The organism is Stenotrophomonas sp. GD03777 (assembly GCF_029842485.1).
Lineage (GTDB): Bacteria > Pseudomonadota > Gammaproteobacteria > Xanthomonadales > Xanthomonadaceae > Stenotrophomonas > Stenotrophomonas sepilia.
This window is the reverse complement of the sequence record NZ_JAOCGL010000020.1, coordinates 26542-46543: the sequence shown is the minus strand read 5'-3', so window position 1 is coordinate 46543 and position 20002 is coordinate 26542. Positions and strand designations below refer to the sequence as shown.

17 protein-coding genes and 1 tRNA gene are annotated in these 20002 nt (G+C 67.7%); 2 read left to right on the top strand and 16 right to left on the bottom strand.

The features are described from left to right. Positions 1–61: 61 nt before the first annotated feature. The 7 genes from pepQ to rph all read right to left on the bottom strand — a co-directional run bounded on the left by pepQ (position 62) and on the right by rph (position 7309). Positions 62–1393 (bottom strand): Xaa-Pro dipeptidase, encoded by a 1332-nt coding sequence (gene pepQ, locus N5E02_RS07130; protein WP_065185332.1) that lies wholly within the window; start codon positions 1391–1393, stop codon positions 62–64. 75 nt (positions 1394–1468) lie between these two features. Further along, positions 1469–1843, bottom strand: a complete 375-nt coding sequence (locus N5E02_RS07125; protein WP_005418979.1) for a PilZ domain-containing protein — start codon at positions 1841–1843, stop codon at positions 1469–1471. After that, positions 1840–4119 (bottom strand): DUF1631 family protein, encoded by a 2280-nt coding sequence (locus N5E02_RS07120; protein WP_164230433.1) that lies wholly within the window; start codon positions 4117–4119, stop codon positions 1840–1842. The genes N5E02_RS07125 and N5E02_RS07120 overlap by 4 nt, the downstream gene beginning before the upstream one ends. 202 nt (positions 4120–4321) lie before the next feature. Continuing rightward, the gene (gene hemW, locus N5E02_RS07115; protein ID WP_164230431.1) at positions 4322–5548 is read right to left on the bottom strand and encodes a radical SAM family heme chaperone HemW; all 1227 of its coding nucleotides are present in this window, start codon (positions 5546–5548) and stop codon (positions 4322–4324) included. A 56-nt stretch (positions 5549–5604) separates the two neighbouring features. Continuing rightward, the gene (gene rdgB / locus N5E02_RS07110) at positions 5605–6201 is read right to left on the bottom strand and encodes an RdgB/HAM1 family non-canonical purine NTP pyrophosphatase (protein WP_164230429.1); all 597 of its coding nucleotides are present in this window, start codon (positions 6199–6201) and stop codon (positions 5605–5607) included. Then, positions 6198–6587, bottom strand: coding sequence for a VOC family protein (locus tag N5E02_RS07105; protein WP_065185328.1), 390 nt, complete (start codon positions 6585–6587; stop codon positions 6198–6200). The genes rdgB and N5E02_RS07105 overlap by 4 nt, the downstream gene beginning before the upstream one ends. Next, positions 6584–7309, bottom strand: coding sequence for a ribonuclease PH (rph, locus tag N5E02_RS07100; RefSeq protein ID WP_053461298.1), 726 nt, complete (start codon positions 7307–7309; stop codon positions 6584–6586). Before rph ends, N5E02_RS07105 begins: the two co-directional genes overlap by 4 nt. Positions 7310–7433: 124 nt before the next feature. On the opposite strand from rph, the gene N5E02_RS07095 reads away from it, so the two are divergent. Further along, positions 7434–8294, top strand: coding sequence for a YicC/YloC family endoribonuclease (locus tag N5E02_RS07095; protein WP_005418965.1), 861 nt, complete (start codon positions 7434–7436; stop codon positions 8292–8294). Between the two features lie 57 nt (positions 8295–8351). Here N5E02_RS07095 and selD read toward each other — a convergent pair whose 3' ends face one another. The 9 genes from selD to fdnG form a co-directional block, all read right to left on the bottom strand. Next, the gene (gene selD, locus N5E02_RS07090) at positions 8352–9431 is read right to left on the bottom strand and encodes a selenide, water dikinase SelD (RefSeq protein WP_164230427.1); all 1080 of its coding nucleotides are present in this window, start codon (positions 9429–9431) and stop codon (positions 8352–8354) included. Positions 9432–9457: 26 nt separating this feature from the next. Next, positions 9458–9553 (bottom strand) — tRNA-Sec (locus N5E02_RS07085). 24 nt (positions 9554–9577) lie between these two features. Further along, positions 9578–11509: a selenocysteine-specific translation elongation factor gene (gene selB, locus N5E02_RS07080; RefSeq protein ID WP_164230425.1), complete on the bottom strand. Its 1932-nt coding sequence runs from the start codon at positions 11507–11509 to the stop codon at positions 9578–9580. Continuing rightward, the gene (selA, locus tag N5E02_RS07075; RefSeq protein ID WP_164230423.1) at positions 11506–12930 is read right to left on the bottom strand and encodes an L-seryl-tRNA(Sec) selenium transferase; all 1425 of its coding nucleotides are present in this window, start codon (positions 12928–12930) and stop codon (positions 11506–11508) included. The genes selB and selA overlap by 4 nt, the downstream gene beginning before the upstream one ends. Before the next feature lie 3 nt (positions 12931–12933). Beyond that, positions 12934–13917, bottom strand: coding sequence for a formate dehydrogenase accessory protein FdhE (gene fdhE / locus N5E02_RS07070; RefSeq protein ID WP_065185325.1), 984 nt, complete (start codon positions 13915–13917; stop codon positions 12934–12936). After that, complete coding sequence (locus N5E02_RS07065; protein ID WP_134955450.1) at positions 13898–14113, bottom strand: hypothetical protein; 216 nt, start codon at positions 14111–14113, stop codon at positions 13898–13900. The genes fdhE and N5E02_RS07065 overlap by 20 nt, the downstream gene beginning before the upstream one ends. A gap of 274 nt (positions 14114–14387) precedes the next feature. After that, on the bottom strand, positions 14388–15035 hold the full coding sequence (locus N5E02_RS07060) for a formate dehydrogenase subunit gamma (protein ID WP_005418959.1): 648 nt from the start codon (positions 15033–15035) through the stop codon (positions 14388–14390). Further along, positions 15032–15949, bottom strand: coding sequence for a formate dehydrogenase subunit beta (gene fdxH, locus N5E02_RS07055; RefSeq protein ID WP_053500839.1), 918 nt, complete (start codon positions 15947–15949; stop codon positions 15032–15034). The genes N5E02_RS07060 and fdxH overlap by 4 nt, the downstream gene beginning before the upstream one ends. Positions 15950–15959: 10 nt before the next feature. Then, on the bottom strand, positions 15960–19028 hold the full coding sequence (gene fdnG, locus N5E02_RS07050) for a formate dehydrogenase-N subunit alpha (protein WP_139727597.1): 3069 nt from the start codon (positions 19026–19028) through the stop codon (positions 15960–15962). Between the two features lie 290 nt (positions 19029–19318). Here fdnG and gmk point away from each other — a divergent pair, with 290 nt between their 5' ends. Beyond that, positions 19319–19984, top strand: coding sequence for a guanylate kinase (gene gmk, locus N5E02_RS07045; RefSeq protein ID WP_005410878.1), 666 nt, complete (start codon positions 19319–19321; stop codon positions 19982–19984). Positions 19985–20002 lie beyond the last annotated feature (18 nt).

The window sequence follows — 20002 nt, the reverse complement described above, 5'->3', positions numbered from 1 at the left end:
TGCATGGCCCACCCGCCCCACCAAGCGCGGCTTTTGCTCCAAGCGTCAAACCACGAGGGGCTCAGCCGTTCGCCGCCGCAAACGCCGGCCGCGTCAGGTTGTCCGCCTCGCCATCAGTGCACAGCACTTCGTCTTCGATGCGGATGCCGCCATACGGACGGAAGAAGTCCACGCGGTCCCAGTTGATCGCATCGCCGTGGCCGGCGTCCTTCACTTCGTTCAACAGCATGTCGATGAAGTACAGGCCCGGTTCGATGGTCACCACCATGCCCGGTTCCAGCACGCGGGTCAGGCGCAGGTACGGGTGGCCCGCCGGGCGCTCGATGCGGCCGCCTTCGTCGCTGGCCGCGAAACCGGCCACGTCGTGCACCTGCAGGCCGATCAGGTGGCCGATACCATGCGGGAAGAACGCGGCGCTGACGCCGGTCTCCAGCGCGGTCTGCGGCGAGACCTTGATCACGCCGAAGTCCTTCAGTACGCCCATCAGCGAAAGATGTGCGTCCACGTGCAGCTGCTTGTAGTCGCAGCCCGGGCGCACCGCTGCGCACATCCGCTGCTGGGCGGCGTCGACGGCGGCGATCATCGCCGCAAACTCGTCGTGGCTCTGCGCGGCGTAGGTACGGGTGATGTCGCTGGCGTAGCCGTGGGCACTGGCGCCGGCATCGATCAGGAAGCTGCGCAGCGGCTGCGGTGCCTTGCGGCCCAGCTCGGTGTAATGCAGCACAGCGGCATGTTCATTCAGCGCCACGATGTTGCCGTACGGCAGCTCATTGGCATCCTGGCCGACTGCCTGGCAGTACGCCATGTGGATGCTGAACTCGTCGGCGCCATTGCGGAATGCGGCCTCCGCAGCGCGGTGGCCGCGCACGCCCAGCACCTGGGCCTGGCGCATCAGTGCGATCTCATACGGTGTCTTGCTGCCGCGGTGCCATTCCAGGTAGTTCACCACCGGCGCCGGGTTGTTCGGTACGTAGTTGCCCAGCGCGCTCTGCGGCTCGCCGAGGATCGCGCAGCGCGATGGATCGGCCGGCAGCAGCGCCAGCGCGTCTTCCGGCTTGCGGATGATGTGGATGTCGAAGTGATCCACCCACCAGCCGCTGGGGGCATCCGGCACCACGTGCCAGTAGTCGAAGGGCTGGTGGAAGATCACCGCCGGGCGCTTGCCGGGGCTGAACACGATCCAGCTGTTGGGCACGCGGGTCAGCGGCAGCCAGGCCTTGAACTGCGGATTGACCGCGTACGGGTAGTCGCGATCATCGAACACCTGGTAGTGCAGAGTGCCGCTGGGCACCACCAGGTGGTCGAAGCCGCCGCGGGCCAGCGCCTGTTCGGCACGTCGGCACAGCACGGCCAGGTGGTCGGGATACAGGGCGCCGGGGTCTTGCTGGATCATTGCGGTGGCTCGACACGGAAAACGGCCCTAGATTCTGCCGCATAGCGGGAAAAACCGCTGTGCTGGAACCGGCACTCAGGCCGTCGAAACCGGCCCCTCGTCGCTGTCTTCGCCCACCCACTGGCGCAGCAGCTGCCGATGCTCGCGCGACAGGGTGAGGAAGCGGAAGCCGGTCCAGCTCTGTCCGGGGGCGTGTGCGGGTTCGCTCCACAGCAGGTGCACGCCCACGTCGATGTCCTGGTGGCGGCCATCGCCCAGCGGCAAGGGGAAGCGCAACTGGTACAGCGCATCCTCGCGCAACGGTGCGCTGGCCAGCATCAGCATGCCGGTTTCGGAGATATTGCCGAGCCGGCCGACCACGCTTTCGCGCATCTGGTCGGTGACCGGTACCAGGTCCGAGACCTGGCGGCGCGGCGCGCGGCGGGTATCCTGCGGCGGTTGGGTGATCATGCGGAAGTCTCCTGCGTATGGCCGGCCGCCAGTGCACGCAATGCGCCAAGGCTGGCCTCCCAGGCACGGTCAACCAGCCGGGCCTTGTCCTCAGTGACCAGCTGCGCCTGGCCGGCACTGATCTGCCGGGCCAGCGTATCCAGGTCGGTATCGGCGATCTTCTGCCCGCGCGGATTGACCAGCAGGGCGTGGCCGGTCAGCAGGCTGTACCAGGACAGGCGCTGGCGGCGCAGTGTGCCATCGCCGGTATCGATGTCGAACCAGCTGCCGAAGGGCAGGGAGGACAGCTGCTGGTAAGCGGCTTCCTCGGCACTGCTGCGCGGTGTGGCCGGCGTCGTGCCGGCGGCCGTACCGGCGTGCTCGCCCAGGCGCGCGCGTGCCTTCAGGCGGGCACTGAGTTCGGTACGCGAGGTGCTCTCGTCCTCGCCGCCAGGCGTGGCCAGCCTGCGTGCGACGGCGGCGGCTTCCTCGGCGTGGTAGCCGACCTGCAGCAGGGCGGCCTCGACCTCGGCAGCAAGCGTTGCATCGGTGCCGCCGGGTGCATCAACGGGTTGCGCGGTGATGGCGGCGATGCGTTGGGTCTGCTGCAGGCGTTCCTGCCACTGCGGTGAATCGTCGCCGTGGCGCAGGCGGGTCAGGGTGAGGGCATCGGCCCAGGCCTGACGCAGCAGGGTCTGCACGAAGCGGGGCGGCTCCTGCGCGTCGCAGCACTGGTCGATCTGTGCACTGGCCTGTCGCCGCGCGAGTTCCAGCCGCTCCTTGCCGCGTGCAGCTTCCACATGGCGGCGCTCGGCCAGCTCGGCGCGATGCGCTGCGGCACGCTGATGCTGCTGCACGTCCTCGTTCGCGCTGGCGAAGGCCTCCGGCGCCCGCGCATCCTGGCCCAGCAGGCCCTGCACGCTCTGTGCCATGCGCTGCAGCAACTGCGGGTCGACATCATCGTCGGCCAGCCAGTTGGCGCCGACTTCGGCAATCTGGTTGAGCAGTTCGCGCGCGGGGTGCTCGTCGCGCACGAAGAAGCCGGGGTCGGCCATTGCCGCACGTGCCAGCGGCACCTGCAGGCGCGCCAGCAGGGCGGCCGGCACCGGGTCCGGACGCTGCTGCTGCTGCACCTGCTGCATCAGCATGCGCAGCAGGTCGAGGCTGTCGCGGTCGTGGCTGCCCAGCTGGGCCTGCGTGCCATGCTCGCTGCGCAGTTGCGCCACCACGGCTGCCTGCAGGTCGGCTACGCCGGTGGCGGCGCTGGACTGCGCCTGCAAGCGTGCGAGGACCGCATCCACGGCCGCGCTCGGCACTGCATCGCGATCCGCAGGTGCTGCGCTGGCATGGCGTGCCTGCTGCAGCAGCGCATGCAGCGCGCTGCCCGTGGAGGTGGTCAAGCCCGGCAAGGCCGCGCCGGCCGTGCTGTCATCCTGGAAAGCGTCCTGCACCAGGCTCGACCAGGAGCCGGCCGGTGCCGATCCGTTCCAGCCGGTCAGTGGCGCGGCGGCACGCTTTGCCGGCTGCGTGGCGCGACCACCGCCCACCGACTGGGTGATGATCCGCCGGGTGCTCGATGAACGCGCCAGATAGGGGGTGTAGACCAGGCCGGGCAGCACGCCATGCTGGGCCAACAGGGCATTGGCACGGTCGAGGATGTCGCCCAGGCGTTCCAGCACCTGGCGTTCGAAGCTGCGGTACAGCGCCAGCTGAACGTCGACAGTGAGCGAATCCTGTTCGGCAATCCGGCGCAGCATGGCGCACAGTGCCTGTGGTGCCAGCGGCAGGGTGTCGGCCTCGAAGGCCGGTGCCGCCGCCAGTACGCCCAGGCGTTGGCCCAGCAGGTTCAGCGTGTTGGTCGAACGCAGCGTCTCCCGCCGCACCATCTCGGTCAGCAGCAGGTCGCGGTCCACTTCATGTTCATCGACCAGCGACAGCCCGAGCATGCCGGGCAGCGGCGGCGGCGTGGAACCTGGGTTGAAGTGGGCCGTGGGTTCGCGCAGCCGTATCAGCGCATCGGCCACGGCATCAAGCATGCGGTCAGCGAAATGACCGGAAAAGGCATGCAACTGGCCGCGCTGGGCCATCAGCTCCGCCTGCAGCTGCGGATTGCGCGCGCGATCCGCGTCGTGCAGCAGCGTCTGCTCCAACGCTTCGACGGTCAGGATCAGCGGCGCGGCCAGCGTTTGCCGGCACAGGCCGATCAACGCGCCCAGCAGCTCACGCACCCGCGGTGGCAGGTCGCTGGCGGCCAGGCGGGCTTTGTCGGCAGAGGTAATGGAAAAGACAGCTGACATCGGCGAGCGGTACCCGGATTCCCGCGGATCGATCTTGTGAATCTACCGTGTCGGCCGCAGTCGGCGCTACTTTAGGGTGAACGTGTCTCGCGTCCGCTGGGGAGGGGCGACGGATGAACGGTGGTGCCGGTCGCGGGCCGGCAGCGCTGTCTCCACCGGAGTGCCGACCAGCGGCCGGCACTACCCGCTACGGCGGGAAGGTCTATTCCTCCAGGAACAGGCTGACCACATCGTTGGTGAATCGACGGCCCAGCTCGGTTGGCTTTACGTGGCCGTCCGCCACATCCAGCCAGCCGCGCTGCACGGCCTCGGCCAGGGGCGCATCCAGCACGCTGCGCGGCAGCCCGGTGCGCGACTCGAAATCGCGCAGGCCGAAACCTTCGTGCAGGCGCAGCAGGTTGAGCATGTACTCGAACGGCAGCCGCTCCGGCGCGATCACGTCGTCACCACCGAACGAGGCCGGGGTGCCCGCGCTGTCTAGGTAGGCCTGCGGGTGCTTCAGTTTCCAGCGGCGCAGCACGTGTTCCTCGGCACCGGAGCTGATCTTGCCGTGCGCGCCAGCGCCGATGCCCAGATAGTCACCGAAGCGCCAGTAGTTCAGGTTGTGCGCACTCTGGCGGCCAGGGCGTGCGTAGGCGCTGACTTCGTACTGGCTGAAACCGGCCTGCGCCAGCAGCGCCTGGCAGTGCTCCTGCATGTCCCAGGCATTGTCTTCATCGGGAATGCCCTGCGGCGGCCGCGCGAAGAACACCGTATTCGGTTCCAGGGTCAGCTGGTAGTGCGAGATATGGGCTGGTTGCAGTGCAAATGCACGTTCCAGATCGGCCTCGGCACCGGCCAGGGTCTGTTCCGGCAGCGCGTACATCAGGTCGATGTTGAAGTTGTCGTAGCCCGCGTCCTGCGCCATCTTCACCGCGCGCTCGGCTTCGCCACTGTCGTGGATGCGGCCCAGGCGCTTGAGCATGGAGTCGTCGAAACTCTGGATGCCGAAGCTGAGGCGGTTCACGCCGGCCGCGCGGTAGCGGTCGAAGCGGCCATGCTCGGCGGTGCCCGGGTTGGTTTCCAGGGTGATTTCGGCATTGGGCGCGAAGCGCAGGCGTGCGCTGGCCTGCTGCAGGAAACGGTCGATTGCTTCCGGCGGGAACAGGCTGGGGGTGCCGCCGCCGAAGAACACGCTGTGCACCACCCGGCCCCAGACCAGCGGCAGGTCCTGGTCGAGATCGCGCAGAAGCGCATCGATGTAGCCATCGAACGGCAGCTCGCCCTTGGCCTGGTGCGAATTGAAATCGCAGTAGGGGCATTTGCGCACGCACCACGGCAGGTGCACGTACAGCGACAGCGGTGGTGGCACCAGTCGCGGCGGGCTGTCGTGGTCAGCGGAGCAGGCTTCGCCCGGCAGGTGGTTGCAGTGGTCGTGGTCGTGCGGCATGGGCTTGTTCGGTAGTGCCGGCCACTGGCCGGCTTCCCTGGTTCGATCGGGTGGCGTCAGTACAGCGTCGCCAGCTGCTGCTTGAGCTGGTGCAGGGCAATGGCACGGTGGCTGATGGCATTCTTCAGTGCCGGCTCCATTTCCGCGGCGGTCAGGCCGTGGGTGGTGTCCAGGAATACCGGGTTGTAGCCAAAACCATTCGTGCCACGCAGCTCGCGGATGATCTGTCCTTCCCAGCGGCCTTCACAGATCAACGGCTGCGGGTCGGTGGCGTGGCGCAGCAGCACGATCACCGCATAGAAGCGGGCGCTGCGCTGGCCGTCGGGAATGTCGGCCATCGCGTCCAGCAGCTTGGCGTTGTTGGCCGCGGCGTTGGTCGGGTGGCCGGCATAGCGCGCGCTGTACAGGCCGGGCGCGCCGCCGAGTGCGTCGACGATCAGGCCCGAATCATCGGCCAGTGCCGGCAGGCCGGTCGCTTCGCAGGCCGCGCGTGCCTTCAGCAGCGCATTCTCGACGAAGGTCAGGCCGGTCTCTTCCACGTCGCCCAGGCCCAGTTCGGCGGCCGAGGTGATCTGCAGCGGCAGGCCGGCGAGGATCTCCTGCATCTCCACCAGCTTGCCGGCGTTGTGGCTGGCCAGTACCAGTTTCTTCATTGACGGGGCTCCAGCAGGTCCCAGGTGTTGCCATACAGATCGCGGAACACCGCGACCGTTGCATAGGGTTCTTCGCGCGGCGCTTCCAGGAATTCGACTCCCGCGGCAAGCATCGCCGCGTGGTCGCGGTGGAAGTCGTCGGTGTTGAGGAAGAAGGCGACGCGGCCACCGGTCTGGTTGCCGATGCGGCTGCGCTGCGCCTCGTCGCTGGCACGGGCCAGCAGCAGGGCGGCGGCGCTGCCGTCGGTCGGGCCGACCACCACCCAGCGCTTGTGGCCCTGGTCGATGTCCTCCAGCAGCGCGAAGCCGAGCTTGGCGGTGTACCAGGCAATGGCTTCGTCATAGTCGGCCACCACCAGGGTGGTCAGGGCAAGGCGCCGGTTCATGCCGACAGCGCCGCCTGCTGCGCGGCCAGCAGCTCGGCCACGCCCTTTTCGGCCAGGCCCAGCAGCGCGTCCAGTTCATCGCGACGGAAGGCGTGGCCTTCGGCGGTGCCCTGCAGCTCGATGAAGCCGCCGCCGTCGTTCATCACCACGTTCATGTCGGTGTCGCAGTCGCTGTCTTCGGCGTAGTCCAGGTCCAGCACCGGGGTGCCGCGGTACACGCCCACCGACACCGCCGCCACTGCGCCCAGGATCGGGTTGCGCTTGATGTCGCCGCGCTTGATCAGCACGTTCACTGCATCGACCAGGGCCACGTAGGCGCCGGTGATGGCGGCGGTGCGGGTGCCACCGTCGGCCTGCAGCACGTCGCAGTCCAGGGTGATGGTGCGCTCGCCCAGCGCGTTGCGGTCCACGCAGGCACGCAGGCTGCGGCCGATCAGGCGCTGGATCTCCAGCGTGCGGCCGCCCTGCTTGCCGCGGGCCGCTTCGCGATCACTGCGGGTATGGGTGGCGCGCGGCAACATGCCGTACTCGGCGGTGACCCAGCCTTCGCCCTTGCCGCGCAGGAAGCCCGGCACGCGGTTCTCGACGCTGGCGGTGCACAGCACGCGGGTTTCACCGAAGCACACCAGCACCGACCCTTCGGCGTGGCGGGTGAAGCCGCGTTGGATGACGACCGGGCGGAGCTGGTCGGGCTGGCGGCCGCTGGGGCGGGAATCGGACATGGTGCGGGTTCCGTAATGGCGAGGGAGTACGCCGCCACGCCCGCGGCCTTCACGGTGCGGGCAAGGGGGCTCTGGTGAGGGCGCTAGGGTACCATTCCCCCTTTGCACGCACCGGACACATTCCATGATTCGAAGCATGACCGCCTATGCCGGCGGCGAGCGGGTCACCCCGTGGGGCACGCTGGGCTGCGAGCTGCGCTCGGTCAACCACCGCTTCCTGGAGGTCGGCACCCGCCTGCCCGAGGAACTGCGGGCGCTGGAACCGCAGCTGCGCGAGCGCATCGCCGCGCGCCTGAGCCGCGGCAAGCTGGATCTGGTGATGCGGTTGCGTGCGCCGGAAGCAGCGGCCAACCTGCAGGTGGACGAGGCCCTGCTGGGCCAGCTCGGCCGCCTGGCGCACCGGTTGACCTCCGATTTCCCCAACCTGCAGGTCAGCTTCACCGAGCTGCTGCAGCTGCCCGGCGTGACCCGTGGCGAGGCCACCGATGCCGCGGCCCTGCAGGCCGAGGCACTGGCCCTGCTGGACCAGGTGCTGGACGGCTTCGTCGAGGCGCGTGAACGCGAAGGCGGCAAGTTGTCGGCGGCCATCAGTGAGCGCGTGGACGGCATCGAACGCATCGCCACCGAAGTGCGCACCTTGATTCCGGCCATTCGCGACGGCCAGCGCGCCAAGCTGGCTGCACGCCTGGCCGACCTGCCGCACCCGGTCGACCCCGGCCGCGCCGAGCAGGAACTGGTGCTGTGGCTGCAGAAGCTGGACGTGGATGAGGAGCTGGATCGCCTCGGCAGCCACATTGTCGAGATCCGCCGCGTGCTCAGGCAGCGCGAGCCGGTCGGCCGCCGCCTGGACTTCCTGCTGCAGGAGTTCAACCGCGAAGCCAATACGCTGGGCTCGAAGTCGGTGGACAGCCGTACGTCCAATGCCGCGGTGGAGCTGAAGGTGCTGATCGACCAGATCCGCGAACAGGTGCAGAACATCGAGTGATGTTGCATCCAGCATTACAGCCGGGGCGCCTTCGGGCGCCCTTCTCATTACAGCGTCTCAGCGGACGCTGACACCCGGCAGGCCCGCGCTCAATCGCCCCACGACGGCTGCCTGGCCGAACCCTGCGTCGTGGAAGCAGGCCAGCACCGCGTCCACCGCTTCCGGGGCGCAGGACACCAGCAGCCCACCGCTGGTCTGTGGGTCGGTCAGCAGCGGCTGCCAGTGTGCCGGCAACCCATCGGCGAAACGCACCTCCGCACCATACGAGGCCCAGTTGCGGTTGGACGCGCCGGTCAAGCAGCCGCGCTGCAGCAGCTCCAGGGCCTGAGGCAGCAGCGGCACCTGTGCGCTGTCCACCTCCGCAGCGACACCACTGGCGCGACACACTTCCAGCAGGTGGCCGAGCAGGCCGAAACCGGTGACATCGGTCATCGCGTGCACACCGTCCAGCGCGGCCAGGGCCACGCCCACGGTGTTCAGGCGGGTGGTCGACGCGATCATCTGCTGGTAGCCGTCGGCGTCCAGCACTTCTTTCTTCAGCGCCGACGAATACACGCCCACGCCCAACGGCTTGCCCAGCACCAGCACATCGCCGGCGCGGGCATCGGCATTGCGCCTGAGCCGCTGCGGGTCGAGCACGCCGATCGCGGCCAGGCCATAGATGGGTTCCACCGAATCGATGCTGTGGCCTCCAGCGACCACGATGCCGGCATCGGCGCAGGCACGCTCGCCGCCCTGCAGGATGCCGCGGATGGTCTCCTGCGGCAGCGTGTTGATCGGCATGCCGACGATGGCCAGCGCGAACAATGGTCGTGCCCCCATCGCGTACAGGTCCGACAGCGCGTTGGTGGCGGCGATGCGGCCGAAGTCGAACGGGTCGTCGACAATCGGCATGAAGAAATCGGTGGTGGCGACGATTGCCTGGCGGTCATCGAGGCGGTACACCGCGGCGTCGTCGCTGGTCTCGCGGCCGACCAGCAGTTCGGCCGGTGCCGGAAGCGCTGGCACGCCGCGCAGCAGTTCGGACAGCACGCCCGGCGCGATCTTGCAGCCGCAGCCGCCGCCGTGTGCCAGCGAAGTCAGTCGTTGCGGGGAATCGGCCGTTGAAGGGGCGGGGGACTGCGCGTGCGTGGCCATGCCGACATCTCCTGCGGAAACACCAATGGCGGAAGGCAGCAGGAGTCGAACCTACCAGGGAACGATCGACGCCCCCTACTGGGTTTGAAGCCCAGCCGCATGCCCGGACGCGCATGCCTTCCGAAAGTACGGCGGCACCGGTGGGCTCAGTCGCGGGCTGCGTTCCACTGCAGGTCGCCGCGCGGCCGATGCTGGTCACCGACGCGTCGAGTGTAGCCAACGCGGTTGAAGAACTCCAAGATCTGGATGCTGCGCTTGCGGCCCAGGCCGATGGCATCGCGGAAGGTGGCCGCATCCACCGTGCCGGTGGCCTGCGACAGCTGCGCGACGATCGCGGCCAGCTCGGCAATGCGGGCCGGTGCATAGAACAGGTCCGGCACTACCTGGAACAGTTCGCCACGCGCGGTAGCGCGGCGCAGGACGGCGCGGACCTCGTCTTCGGCCAGACCAACGTCGGTGGCCAGCGTGCGCACCCACGGTGGATCGAAGCGACCGGCGTGCAGCTGCGGCAGCACGCATTCGAGCAGAAGTCGTTCGCGTTCCGGTGGCGCATGGTCATGGCCGGGCAGGCGCCACCAGGCGCCCACGCGCTGCACGCTGCCGTCGTCCAGCAGGCCTTGCAGCAGGGCATTCCACAGGCTCGCTGCAAGCGCGGGCAGCGTACTGCGCTGCAGGCGCCCGCTATCAACACCGGGTTCGTCCGGACGTCGCTCGTGCCAGCTGCGCAGCGACGTGATCACCTGTTCGCGAAGCGCCTGCCAGTGCGAAGCAAGGATGACCACCGTGTCTTCGCGGGTGACGATGCGCCGCGTGCCCGCAGGAAGATCGATCCGGTCGGCCGCGCGCCGGCAGTAGCGTTGCAGGGCGGCCATGGCTATGCCGAAGGAAGCCTGCTGCAACAGCGGGCCGATTCCCGCACCTGTGGCCAGCTGCTCCAGTGCGCCCAGCCAAGCGAGCCGTGCCTGGCTGCGCCGGCGCCGCTGTGGCGGGTCCGGATCGAGCACGATGCCACCACCCAGCGTGCGGATGGCCGCTGAATCACGGGCGATGAAGCGATCACCGCACATCGCGCAGACCGGTGCATCGAACACCAGTTGCACCAACTGTCCGTCGCCGTGATCGACGTCCTCCAGCAGCACCACATGGGCCTGCCGGTGCATCGTGCCCCAGTGGATGTGCAGCGGCGCCCAGTCGCGCAACGGTGTTGCCAGTGCGGAAAGCCGCAGGCGTACGTCGACGCGACGGGTCGCCAGCAAGGCGCGCGGGTCGGCGATCCAGTCGCCACGGTGGATGTCGTCGCGGGCGATGGCAGCCAGGTTCAACGCACAGCGCTGCCCGGCCATGGCGTGTTCGCTGGCCTGGTTCTGCGCGTGGATGCTGCGTACGCGCACGTCAGTGGCGGCCGGCATCAGCTGCAGATGCTCACCCACGGCAGCGATGCCGCCGTGCACTGCGCCGGTCACCAGCGTGCCGTGGCCGGCCAGCGAGAACACGCGGTCCACCGGTATGCGGAACAGCTCGCTGCGCAGTTCGGCCTGGCGCGTGCTGGCGTTGTCCGACGCCCACGCGTGCAGCTGGGTACGCAGCGCGTTGATGCCAGAATCGTCGGGTGCGGTGCTGTTGCAGGCGAATACGGGGGAATCCTGCAGCGGCGTTCCGGCCAGCAGCGCGGCGATCTCGATCTCGACCCGGGCGATGCGCGCGGCGTCCACGCGGTCGATCTTGGTCAGAGCGACTGCACCGCGATCCACGCCCAGCAACTGCAGGATCGCCAGGTGCTCGCGAGTCTGCGGCATCACACCGTCGTCGGCGGCGATCACCAGCAGGGCGACATCGATGCCGGTGGCGCCGGCCACCATCGTATGCACGAAGCGTTCATGGCCCGGCACATCGACGAAGCCCAGCGTCGCCTCGGCACTCCCGCCGCCTGTGCTTTCCACCGGGACATAGGCATAGCCCAGCTCGATGGAGATACCGCGCGTGCGTTCTTCCTGCAGGCGATCGGTTTCGATGCCGGTCAGTGCGCGCACCAGGCTGGTCTTGCCATGGTCGATATGCCCGGCGGTGCCGACGATCATGCCTGCAGCGTGCTCCATTGCGCGAGGAAGGCGGCTTCGTCGGTGGGTTCCAGGCAGCGCAGGTCCAGCCACAGCGCGTCATCGGCAATGCGGCCAAGCACCGGCCGCGGCAGCTGGCGCAAGCGCTTGGCCAAGCGATCCAGCCCGCCGCGGCGCGCGCTGGTAACGCGCAGTCCGGCGCTGGCCAGCTGCGCCTGCGGCTGCGCGCCGCTGCCGATCTGGCTGTACATCGAGGCCCGTTCAAGCGCGTAGCCGGCGGTCAGCGACGCGCGCATCGGCTGCAGCAGGCGGTGTGCCTGCTCGTCGATGTCATCCCGCAGGCGCGAAAGGCTGCGCAGGGTCGGCAGCCGCAGTGCCAGCCGTTCCGGTTCGCGGTACAGGGCCAGCACGGCTTCCAGTGCGGCCAGGCCCATCTTGTCCATGCGCAGCGCCCGCTTGAGCGGATTGCGGTTGATCCGCGCGATCAGGTCGGCGCGGCCGGCGATGATCCCGGCCTGGGGGCCGCCCAGCAGCTTGTCGCCACTGAACGAAACCAGATCGGCGCCGGCCGCCAGTGCTTCCTGCACGGTCGGCTCGTGCGGCAGGCCGAAGGCCGCCAGATCGCACAGGCTGCCACTGCCCAGGTCCACCACCAGCGGCAGGCCGTGCTCGTGCGCGATCGCAGCCATCGCCGCAGTGTCGACCTTGGCAGTGAAGCCGGTGATCGCGTAGTTGCTGGCATGCACTTCCATCAGCAACGCGGTACGTGCGCCGATGGCATGGGCGAAGTCGGCCGGGTGGGTACGGTTGGTGGTGCCCACTTCCAGCAGTCGCGCGCCGGCGCTGCGCATCACATCGGGAATGCGGAAGGCACCGCCGATCTCCACCAGTTCGCCGCGCGACACCACCACCTCGCGGCGGTTGGCCAGGCTGTTGAGCAGCAGCAGGACCGCCGCCGCATTGTTGTTGACCACGGTGGCGGCTTCGGCGCCGGTCAGTTCGCAGACCAGCGCCTGCACCCGTGCATCGCGGTCGCCGCGGCGGCCGCGGATGATGTCGAATTCCAGATCGACCGGCGCTGTCATCGCGCGGGTGACCGCCTGCACGGCGGCATCGGGCAACAGCGCGCGGCCCAGGTTGGTGTGCAGCACGGTGCCGGTCAGGTTGAACATCGGCTGCAGCTCCAGGCGTGCGTCGGCCGCCAGTGCGGCGCCGAGCGCCGCGACCAGCGACGGGCCGTTGATGGCCTGTTCGAGGCGTTCGGCCGAGAGCTGCGCGGCGCTGATACGGTCGCGTAGTTCCTGCAGGTGCGCGCGCAGCAGTTGGGTGATGCGGCTGCGGCCGTGGCGTTCGATCATGGCCGACAACGCAGGCAGGCGCAGCAGCCGGTCCAGCGAAGGCAGGGCGGCGGCCGATGCCGGCGTGGCGTGCGTGCGTGGCATAGGTCAGTCGCCGTCGGATTGCCACAGCAGCGGGTTCTGGCTGGCGCGCGCATAGCCTTCCTCGGCCAGCAGCAGGTCCAGCGCCAGCGTGCCGAGGTCATCGGCCACCGGCTCCAGTGACGGATCTTTCTCCAGGTACAGGATCTTGCGATAGCTGTGGCAGTGGTCGCAGGTCTCGGCGCGCACCGCACTCTCGCGCACTGCCTCGCCGCTGTCACCGTCCACCTCGGCCAGGGCGCGATAGGCAATGTCCTTGCCGGCGGCGCCGCACTGGCTGCACTGCACGCGCACGTAATGCCACTGGCAGGCACACAGCGAGCACGACAGGTAGCGATAGGCGGCGTAGGGCGGGCGCGCCTGCACCACGCTGGCCACCGGCAGCGTGCCACAGAGCGGGCACAACTCTGGCGCATCGGCCAGCGGCTTCAGGTCGGTCGGATGGAAGCTGGCGGCGAGCACCGCCCAGTACACCTGCAGCGCGTTCATCACCAGCAGCGCAGCGACGGCGTCGACCGAGGGCGCGTCATCGCGTTCCAGCACCGCATGCGCCTGTGCATCCAGCCACGCATCATCAGCGGCGGCGACGCGCTGTAGTTCCTGCCGGGTTTCCACAGGCAGCCCGGTTTCGTCGGCACAGTGCCGGCACAGGGTGCGCAGCCAGTCGCGCCAGCGCCCATCCAGTTGCAGTGTGTTGGCCGGCCGCAACGGCATGCCGGCGCTAGCCGCCGCGCTCGACTGCTGCGCGCGCGCCTGTGCCTGAAGCCCCTCGCGTTGCTGCGGCGTCAACTCATCCAGCAGTGCCTGCTGCGCATCGGCCAGCGCCGCCAGCAGCTGCAGGTAGCCACCGATGGCACTGTGCGCGGCCAGGCTGCGCAGGCGTGCCGCGCGCGTAGCGAACAGTGACCCGGTATCAGGCAGGATGATGCGCGGCACATCGCGCGAGGCGAGCGTCTCGATCTCACCGGGTTCAAGGATGCGTTGCGCCATGTAGGGCCAGCCAGAAGAACCAGGCTCCATCCTCGCTGTTGTCGGCGCTGGCGTCCAGCGTGTTGCCGGCCATTTGAAAGGTTGGGGTCAGATCCGTTTTCCACAGGAAAACGGTTCTGACCCCATCGGTTGGTTGAAAGTGGATCCCGAGCGTTGGTCGGGATTCGATCAGTGCCGACCAACGGTCGGCACCCACCGACAGATCGCGGCCAACTGTCGAAGGCGGGGTGGGTCCGGTTGCGGGAGCGTGAGCCGCATGGATGCGGCGACCGAGCTTACATGGGTGAGGGCGCTTTGCTTGCGAAGCACTGCTTCGCAAGCGCCCGAACGCACAGCCGCCAGCGGCTGGGCCGGGCCCCGGAGGGGTATTTGCAGCGTCTCCCGCAACCGGATCCACCCCGCCATCCCACGGATAGCCGCTGTTGCTGTTGCCTTGGCTTGAAGCAGGTGCAGGGCCGCAGGCCCTGCAGCTACCCCTGTTCCCGCCGCCCGCGCAGGATGTCCCGGAACCACTGTCGGTGGTGCTTGTACGCCCACCCATAGGTCACCTTGCCCTGGGTCATCGCCCGCACCGACCCCTTGATCCAGATCGCCGCATAGATGTGCACCACGATCGCGCAGATCAGCACCCAGCCGAACAACGCATGGGCGAGCACCGAGAAGCGGATCACCCCGATCGGGAAAAAATGGCTGAAGTACTGCCGCCAGATCACGAAGCCGGTCAGCAGCAGTGCCGACAGGCAGCCGATGATGGCCCAGAACAGCAGCTTCTGGCCGGCATTGAAGCGACCGACCGGCGGCAGCTTTTCATCCTCGTTGCGCAGTACATCGCGCATGCCGCGCATCCACGCGCGGTCGTCGGCGGTCGGCAGATTGTCGCGCCACATGCGCAACGCCAGCAGCGCAAAGCCCACCACCATGGCCAGGCCGATGAACGGATGCAGGATGCGCGTCCACGGTCCGCCACCGAACAGCTGGGTCAGCGGGAACAGGGCAGGGTGGAACAACGCCAGCCCGGACAGCGCGGTCAGCACGAAGCAGATCGCCACGATCCAGTGGTTGATGCGGGTCGGCGCGCGGTAACGGATGATCTGCCGCGGGTGCGGGGCGTACTTCATGGCCGCTGCTCCTCTTCGATCTTCTTCGCCTCGTGCTCGGCTTGTTCTTCTTCCTCGTCATTGACCGTGTTGCGGCCGATGCCGATGTAGTGCAGGAAGCCAGCAAAGGCCGTGGCGGCGATCGCCAGCACGCCCAGTGGCTTGGCTACGCCCTTCCAGACTTCCACCATCGGGCTGATGCGCGGGTCCTTGGGCAGGTCGGCGTAGAGCTCGGGCTTGTCCACATGCTGCAGCACGTACATCACGTGGGTACCGCCGACGCCCTGCGGGTCGTACAGGCCGGCGTTTTCATAGCCGCGTGATTTCAGGTCTTCCACGCGTCCGGCGGCGTGCTCGGTCATCGCCTGTTTGCTGCCGAAGGTGATCGCCCCGGTCGGGCAGGTCTTCACACAGGCCGGTTCCTGGCCGACCGCCACCCGGTCCGAACACAGCGTGCACTTGTAGGCCTTGTGGTCCTTCTTGGAGATGCGCGGTACGTCGAACGGGCAGCCGGTCACGCAGTAGCCGCAGCCGATGCAGTTCTCTTCCTGGAAGTCGACGATGCCGTTGGCGTACTGGATGATCGCGCCGGGCGACGGGCAGGCCTTCAGGCAGCCCGGGTCGCTGCAGTGCATGCAGCCCTCCTTCCGGATCAGCCACTCCAGCTTGCCCTTTTCGTCCTCGTACTCGCGGAACTTCATCACCGTCCACGACTGTTCGCTCAGGTCGGGCGGGTTGTCATAGCTGCCAACGCAGCTGCCCACTTCGTCGCGCAGGTCGTTCCATTCCATGCAGGCGACCTGGCAGGCCTTGCAGCCGATGCACTTGCTCACATCGATCAGCTTGGCGACCTGGCCGGTGTGCGCGCCCCGCGCCTCCGGCGAGGGCGTGGTGGTGGCCGAGCGGCGGATGATGTCCAGCGATTGCAGTGGCATGGCGTGTCTCCTACACCTTCTCGACCTTGACCAGGATGCACTTCGACTCGGGCGTCTGCGAGTTGCCGTCACCGATGGCATTGGTCAGCGTATTGGCGATATATCCGGGCTTGGCCGCACCGAGGAAGCCCCAGTGGATCGGCACGCCCACCTGATGCACGGTCTTTCCATCGATCTGCAGGGCCTTGATCCGCTTGGTCACCATCGCAACGGCTTCGATATGGCCACGCTTGGAACTCACGCGCACGCGGCTGCCGTTGGTGATGCCCAGCTCGTCGGCCAATGCCGCACCGATCTCGACGAACTGCTCGGGCTGGATGATGGCGTTGAGCTTGCCGTGCTTGGTCCAGAAGTGGAAATGCTCGGTCAGGCGGTAGGTGGTGGCCACATGCGGGAACTCGTCCGGCGAACCGATCTGTGCACGGTCGCTGGCGAACACGCGTGCCGCGGGGTTGTTCAGCGTCAGGGCCTGGCCGGGGCTGAGCGGATTGCTGCGCAGCGGGGTATCGAACGGTTCGTAGTGCTCCGGGAACGGGCCTTCGGCCATGCCGGCCTTGGCGAAGAAGCGGGCGATGCCTTCCGGGTTCATGATGAACGGGCCCATCCCGCCGGCAGGATCTTCATCGGCCTTGAAGTCCGGCACGTCCACGTTGCCCCAGTTCTTGCCGTTCCAGGCCAGCAGCGTGCGGCGTGGATCGAACGGTTGGCCAGCCACGTCGCACGAGGCGCGGTTGTACATCACGCGGCGGTTGGCCGGCCACGCCCAGGCCCAGCCCAGCGTGTTGCCGATGCCTGTCGGGTCACTGTTGTCACGCCGCGCCATCATGTTGCCGGTCGGGCCCCAGGCGCCGATGTAGATCCAGCAGCCGGAGGACGTGCTGCCATCGTCGCGCAGCTCGCCGAACGCGGCCAGTTGCTCGCCGGCCTTGCGCACCAGCTTGGTCGGGTCCTTCGGATCGAACACGTCGGCCAGCGCCTTGCCGTTGTATTCCATCGCCAGTTCTTCCGGCGTCGGCAGCTCCGGGTTGGAATACTTCCAGGCCAGGTCGCGTACCGGCTCCCACCACGCACCGCCATCCTTCTCGTACATCGCTTTGATGCGATGGAACAGCTCGGACATGATCTCGATGTCGCTGCGCGCTTCGCCCGGCGGGTTGGCCCCCTTCCAGTGCCACTGCAGCCAGCGCGAGGAATTCACCACCGCGCCGTTCTCCTCGGCGAAGGAAGTGGTGGGCAGGCGGAACACTTCGGTCTGGATCGTGCTCGGGTCGACGTCGTTCAGTGCGCCGTGGTTCTGCCAGAAGGCGATGGTCTCGGTTTCCAGCGGATCCATGCTGACCATGAACTTCAGCTTGGAGAACGCACTGATCAGCTTGCCCTTGTTCGGCGCCGAGGCCAGAGGATTGAAGCCCTGGCAGATGTAGCCGTGGATCTTGCCCTCGTTCATCAGCTCGTACGCCTGCAGCATGTCGTACGGCTTGTCGAGCTTGGGCAGGTAATCGAAGCACCAGTTGTTGTCGGCGGTGGCGGCATCGCCCCACCACGATTTCATCAGGCTGACGTGGAACTTCGGGTAGTTCTGCCAGAACGACATCTGGTTGGCGCGCAGGGGCTTCTGCGTGCGCTTGGCGATGTAGGCGTTGTAGTCCTGCTCATCCTGTTTCGGCAGCGTCAGGTAGCCGGGCAGCAGGTCGGACATCAGGCCGATGTCGGTCAGGCCCTGGATGTTGGAGTGCCCGCGCAGCGCGTTCATGCCGCCACCGGCCACGCCGATGTTGCCCAGCAGCAGCTGCACCATGGTGCCGGCACGCACGTTCTGTGCGCCGATCGAGTGCTGCGTCCAGCCCAGCGCGTACAGGATGGTCATCGCCTTGTCCTTGCCGGCGGTGGACGCGATCATGTCCCACACCTGGCGGATGCTGTCGGCCGGCGTGCCGCAGATGCGCTCGACCATCTCCACGGTGTAACGCGCGTAGTGTTGTTTCAGCAGGTTGTAGACGCAGCGCGGATCCTTCAGCGTCGGGTCGCTGCGCACGAATCCATCGTCACCGTAGGCATAGTCCCAGCTGGAACGGTCGTAGCTGCGCTTTTCTTCGTTGTAGCCCGAATACAGGCCGTCCTTGAAGGCGAACTCGTCCTTCACCAGGAACGACATGTCGGTGTAGTTCAGCACGTACTCGTGCTGGATGCGGTCCTCGGTCAGCAGGTAGTTGATCAGGCCGCCCAGGAACACGATGTCGGTACCGGTGCGGATCGGCGCGTACACATCGGCAACCGCGGCCGAGCGGTTGAAGCGCGGATCGACCACGATCAGCCGGGCCTTGTTGTGGGCCTTGGCCTCGGTCACCCATTTGAACCCGCACGGATGCGCCTCGGCGGCGTTGCCACCCATGATCAGGATCAGGTCGGCATTCTTGATGTCGACCCAGTGATTCGTCATCGCACCACGGCCTAGCGTCGGGGCAAGACCTGCCACCGTCGGGCCGTGTCAGACACGTGCCTGGTTGTCGAATGCCAGCATGCCGAGGGAGCGGACGACCTTGTGGGTCAGCACCGCGGTCTCATTGCTGGTGGCCGAGGCCGCCAGCATGCCAGTGGTCAGCCAGCGGTTGACCGTCTGCCCGGCTTCGTTCTTCTGCACGAAGTTGGCATCGCGGTCTTCCTTCATCAGCCGCGCGATGCGGTCCAGCGCATCGTCCCAGCTCAGCCGCTTCCACTCGTTCGAGCCCGGCGCGCGGTACTCGGGGTAGAGCAGGCGCGACTTGCTGTGGATGATGTCGGCCAGGCCGGCACCCTTCGGGCACAGCGTGCCGCGGTTGACCGGATGGTCTGGGTCGCCCTCGATGTGGAAAATGCTCGGCTCGGCGTTCTTGGCGCCATCGCCGAGGCTGTACATCAGGATGCCGCAGGCCACCGAACAGTAGGTACAGGTGTTGCGGGTCTCGGTCGCGCGGGTCAGCTTGTATTGCCTGACCTCCGCGAGCGCGATGCCGGGCGCGAAGCCCATCAGTGCCAGGCTGGAGCCGACCAGGGTTGTCCCGGTCACTTTCAGGAACTGGCGGCGGCTCATCGATGGCATGCCGTTCTCCTGGGATGGCGGGGAGGCGCAGGCCTCCGGGCTGTCGTTGGGTACGGGCCGGTTATAGCACAGGCCCCCGGATGCCCATGTGGCACAAGGCGCGGCGCCTGCCGGACGGGCCCGGAAAGGGCCTGCTCTGGTAAAGTTGCGTGCCCGCCCCCTGGGGAAGCGTCTGCCGGGCCTGGTTCCAGGATGTTCCGCGCAGCCCCCGCCGTCCTGGCGCGATCCTCCGCGCCGGATCTGGAACACCGAGGAAAAATTTTGCGAAATCAACCAATTGGGTTCCGCGCATGAGCGCCCCGTCGAAGCCGTCGGACGCCGTTGCGCGCGGCACGCTGTACATCGTGGCCGCCCCGTCCGGCGCCGGCAAGAGCAGCATCGTCAATGCCACCCTGGCCCGTGACCCGCAGATCGCCCTGTCGATCTCCTTCACCTCGCGCGCGATGCGCCCCGGTGAGGTGAACGGCCAGCATTACCACTTCGTCAGTGCCGAGAAGTTCGAGCAGATGATCGCCGCCGGCGACTTCTTCGAGCACGCCTGGGTGCACGGCGACTGGAAGGGCACGGCCCGGCAGTCGGTGGAGCCGCAGCTGGCCGCCGGCCAGGATGTGCTGCTGGAGATCGACTGGCAGGGCGCGCAGCAGGTGCGCCAGCTGGTGCCGGGCACGGTCACCGTGTTCATCCTGCCGCCGTCCAAGCAGGCCTTGCAGGACCGCATGCGCAAGCGCGGCCAGGACAGCGAGGCGGTCATCGCCCAGCGCCTGGGCGCGGCCCGCGATGAAATGCTGCACTTCAACGAGTTCGACTACGTCATCGTCAACGAGGTGTTCGACACTGCCGTGGACGAGCTGTGCGCCATCTTCACTGCCAGCCGCCTGCGCCGGGAGGCCCAGAAGGTCCGCCACGCCGGCCTGATCCAGGCGCTGCTGACCCCCGATCCGGGTGCAACTGACTGATTCCAAAAGAATCGGGTA

Coding starts and splice junctions, on each gene's coding strand:
- selA (WP_164230423.1), bottom strand. CDS start 12,930: ATGCCACGCACGCACGCCACGCCGGCATCGGCCGCCGCCCTGCCTTCG.
- rdgB (WP_164230429.1), bottom strand. CDS start 6,201: ATGAAGAAACTGGTACTGGCCAGCCACAACGCCGGCAAGCTGGTGGAG.
- selB (WP_164230425.1), bottom strand. CDS start 11,509: ATGATCGTCGGCACCGCCGGGCATATCGACCATGGCAAGACCAGCCTG.
- N5E02_RS07120 (WP_164230433.1), bottom strand. CDS start 4,119: ATGTCAGCTGTCTTTTCCATTACCTCTGCCGACAAAGCCCGCCTGGCC.
- pepQ (WP_065185332.1), bottom strand. CDS start 1,393: ATGATCCAGCAAGACCCCGGCGCCCTGTATCCCGACCACCTGGCCGTG.
- selD (WP_164230427.1), bottom strand. CDS start 9,431: ATGGCCACGCACGCGCAGTCCCCCGCCCCTTCAACGGCCGATTCCCCG.
- N5E02_RS07125 (WP_005418979.1), bottom strand. CDS start 1,843: ATGATCACCCAACCGCCGCAGGATACCCGCCGCGCGCCGCGCCGCCAG.
- N5E02_RS07060 (WP_005418959.1), bottom strand. CDS start 15,035: ATGAAGTACGCCCCGCACCCGCGGCAGATCATCCGTTACCGCGCGCCG.
- rph (WP_053461298.1), bottom strand. CDS start 7,309: ATGTCCGATTCCCGCCCCAGCGGCCGCCAGCCCGACCAGCTCCGCCCG.
- N5E02_RS07095 (WP_005418965.1), top strand. CDS start 7,434: ATGATTCGAAGCATGACCGCCTATGCCGGCGGCGAGCGGGTCACCCCG.
- N5E02_RS07105 (WP_065185328.1), bottom strand. CDS start 6,587: ATGAACCGGCGCCTTGCCCTGACCACCCTGGTGGTGGCCGACTATGAC.
- gmk (WP_005410878.1), top strand. CDS start 19,319: ATGAGCGCCCCGTCGAAGCCGTCGGACGCCGTTGCGCGCGGCACGCTG.
- fdxH (WP_053500839.1), bottom strand. CDS start 15,949: ATGCCACTGCAATCGCTGGACATCATCCGCCGCTCGGCCACCACCACG.
- fdhE (WP_065185325.1), bottom strand. CDS start 13,917: ATGGCGCAACGCATCCTTGAACCCGGTGAGATCGAGACGCTCGCCTCG.
- hemW (WP_164230431.1), bottom strand. CDS start 5,548: ATGCCGCACGACCACGACCACTGCAACCACCTGCCGGGCGAAGCCTGC.